The organism is Nocardia sp. NPDC055053, assembly GCF_053608285.1.
Map to the genome: position 1 here is coordinate 1 of NZ_JBSGVD010000049.1, position 3,175 is coordinate 3,175.

General features: G+C 67.9%; 2 protein-coding genes. One reads left to right on the plus strand and one right to left on the minus strand.

The annotated features are described in order from the left end of the window. Window positions 1-212 precede the first annotated feature (212 nt). Window positions 213-2,045 carry a 2-isopropylmalate synthase gene (gene leuA, locus ACWF82_RS31065; protein ID WP_452506980.1) on the minus strand — a complete coding sequence of 611 codons (1,833 nt, stop codon included), beginning with the start codon at window positions 2,043-2,045 and terminating at the stop codon, window positions 213-215. 276 nt (window positions 2,046-2,321) lie between these two features. On the opposite strand from leuA, the gene ACWF82_RS31070 reads away from it, so the two are divergent. Then, complete coding sequence (locus ACWF82_RS31070) at window positions 2,322-3,083, plus strand: sulfite exporter TauE/SafE family protein (RefSeq protein ID WP_452506982.1); 762 nt, start codon at window positions 2,322-2,324, stop codon at window positions 3,081-3,083. The last annotated feature ends 92 nt before the right edge of the window (window positions 3,084-3,175 follow it).

A 3,175-nucleotide genomic window follows, 5' to 3' on the forward strand; every position in this document is an offset into this window, starting at 1 on the left:
TTCTTGCTCCTTCGTCGCCTACGAAACGGCACCTGACCGGCGGGACGGCCGCGAACCGCCGCTGCGCGGCGATCCCTCCTCGAGGTCGGGATGTGCGGGGCTGGGGGAGTGATGCGCAGCGCCACCCACTGATCACGCAAGAACATGGGTAACTCCCCCAGCACCTCCGACTCGAACCGGGCTGAACGCAAGCCCGACGGCCAACTGACGAGCTACCGGACGACCCGCTGAGTTCCCGGAGAGGCGGTACCGGCGGCGGCGCGGTTGACGGCCGAGACGACCGCGCGCAGCGAAGCGGTGGTGATCGAGGTGGCGATGCCGACGCCCCACACGACCTTGTCGCCGACCGCGACCTCGACGTAGGCCGCGGCCTGCGCGTCGTCACCGGCGGACATGGCGTGCTCGCTGTAGTCGAGCACCCGCACCTCGAAGCCGACTGTCGCGATCGCGTCGATGAAGGCGGCCAGCGGCCCGTTGCCCGAACCGCTGATCTCCTGCTCGACGCCGTCGACCTTCACGGTCGCCACGATCGAGTCGACGCCGCCGTCGGTCTCGGCCGCGGTCACCGTCTGCTTGATCCGCTCCAGCGGCAGGATCGGGTTCAGGTACTCGGTGGCGAAGACGTCCCACATCTCCTTGGGCGTCACTTCGCCGCCCTCACCGTCGGTGATCGCCTGGATCGCCTGCGAGAACTCGATCTGCAGCCTGCGCGGCAGCACCAGGCCGTGATCGGTCTTCATGATGTAGGCGACGCCGCCCTTGCCGGACTGCGAGTTCACCCGGATGACGGCCTCGTAGGTGCGGCCGACGTCCTTCGGGTCGATCGGCAGGTACGGGACCTCCCAGACGATGTCGGCCACGTCGGCGTCCTGCGCGTCGGCGGCGGCCTTCATCGCGTCCAGGCCCTTGTTGATGGCGTCCTGGTGGCTGCCGGAGAACGCGGTGTAGACCAGATCGCCGCCGTAGGGGTGGCGCTCGGCAACGGCCAGCTGGTTGCAGTACTCGACCGTGCGGCGGATCTCGTCGATGTCGGAGAAGTTGATCTGCGGGTCGATGCCGCGGGAGAACATGTTCATACCCAGGGTCACCAGGCAGACGTTGCCGGTGCGCTCACCGTTGCCGAACAGGCAGCCCTCGATGCGGTCGGCGCCTGCCTGGTAGCCCAGCTCCGCGGCGGCCACGGCGGTACCGCGGTCGTTGTGCGGGTGCAGCGACAGCACGATGGAGTCGCGGCGGGCCAGGTTGCGGTGCATCCACTCGATCGAGTCGGCGTAGACGTTCGGCGTCGCCATCTCGACGGTCGCGGGCAGGTTGATGATCAGCGGCTTCTCCGGGGTCGGCGCGATGATCTCGGAGACCGCGTCGCAGACCTCACGGGCGTAGTCCAGCTCGGTGCCGGTGTAGGACTCCGGGCTGTACTCGTAGCGCCACGCGGTGTCGGGGTAGCGCTTCTCGATCTTCAGGCACAGCGCCGCGGCGTCGGTGGCGATCTTCTTCACCGCGTCGCGCTCGGCGCGGAAGACCACGCGACGCTGCAGGATCGAGGTGGAGTTGTAGAAGTGCACGATCACGTTCGGGGCGCCGTTGCACGCCTCGAAGGTGCGCTCGATCAGCTCGGGGCGGCACTGGGTCAGCACCTGGATGGTGACGTCGGCGGGGATGGCGCCGTCTTCGATGATCTCGCGGACGAAATCGAAATCGGTCTGGCTCGCGGCCGGGAACCCGACCTCGATCTCCTTGTAGCCCATCCGGACCAGCAGGTCGAACATGCGGCGCTTGCGGGCCGGGCTCATCGGGTCGATGAGGGCCTGGTTGCCGTCGCGCAGGTCGACGGCACACCACGCGGGCGCGCGGTCGATGATCTTGTCGGGCCAGGTACGGTCGGGCACCGAGATGGGCTCGACCTCTTCGGCGTAGGGCCGGTACCGGAACGACGGCATCGACGAGTTCTTCTGATGGTTCCAGGCGGGCTGGTCGGCCGGAGCGGGTTTACCGGGGGCCGTGATGGTGCGCGAAGCGGATACGAATGCGTCAGCCGAGGACATGCAAGTTTCTCCGTGGGGTGTGGTTGATTCCCTGGTGGGAGCGGGTTGACCGGCGCGTTGGAACCCCGCGACGGGAGCCGGTCCGTATCAGAACCCGTCGCGGCGGCCGAGAAGAAGTGCCCGCTGCATGATCCACCTAGCTTACCGTGTGCCTTGCTTCGCTGGTACGCGGCCTGGGGAAGAAACCGGGCGGTAGCTTGCAGCCGGTACCGTTTGCAGCGATTCGCACGCTTGTACGGACCATCGCGTCCGACGAGACGGCACTAAGGAACTCGGATGACCTGGTTGCAGCAAGTGGCCATTTTCGCGGCGGGTATCGCGGCGGGTGGCATCAATACGATCGTCGGCTCCGGCACCCTCATCACCTTCCCCGCGCTGCTGGCCTTCGGTGTGCCGCCGGTCACCGCGAACGTCTCCAACACGATCGGCCTTGTCCCCGGCTCGATCAGCGGGGTCATCGGCTACCGGCGCGAACTGGAAGGGCAGCGATCGCGACTACTGCAGCTGGGCACCGCCTCGCTGCTCGGCGGCATCACCGGCGCGATCCTGCTGCTCACCATGCCCGCCGAGGCCTTCAAGGCGATCGTCCCTGTCCTGATCATCGCCGCGCTGATCCTGGTGGTTGTCCAGCCGCGCCTGGCGGCCTGGGTGAAGGCCCGCAGAGAAGCCGGGGACACCGCGGTACCCGCGCACGGCGGGCCGATCCTGCTGGTCGCGGTGTTCGGCACCGGCATCTACGGCGGATACTTCGGCGCCGCGCAGGGCGTGCTGCTGCTCGGACTGCTCGGTGTGTTCGTGCACGAGGACATCCAGCGGCTCAACGGGGTGAAGAACGTGCTGGCGCTGATCGTCAACGCGGTGTCGGCGGCCATCTTCATCGTCGTCGCCGAGGTGAACTGGCAGGCCGTCGTGCTGATCGCGGTCGGCTCGATCATCGGCGGCCAGCTGGGCGCGAAGGTCGGCCGCAAGCTGTCGCCGAACGTGTTGCGCGCGGTGATCGTCATCGTCGGCATCATCGCGGTCGTCCGGCTTGTGTAGTTGGAGCGCTGGCGCGCTCGAGTCGCGGCCCCTCCTGTCCCGCCGATCAGGCACCGGTGCTTGCTCCTTCGTCGCCTGCGCACCGGCGCCTG

What these genes read in the sequence shown, in the direction of transcription:
- ACWF82_RS31070 (WP_452506982.1), top strand. Translation starts at nt 2,322, where the DNA reads ATGACCTGGTTGCAGCAAGTGGCCATTTTCGCGGCGGGTATCGCGGCG.
- leuA (WP_452506980.1), bottom strand. Translation starts at nt 2,045, where the DNA reads ATGTCCTCGGCTGACGCATTCGTATCCGCTTCGCGCACCATCACGGCC.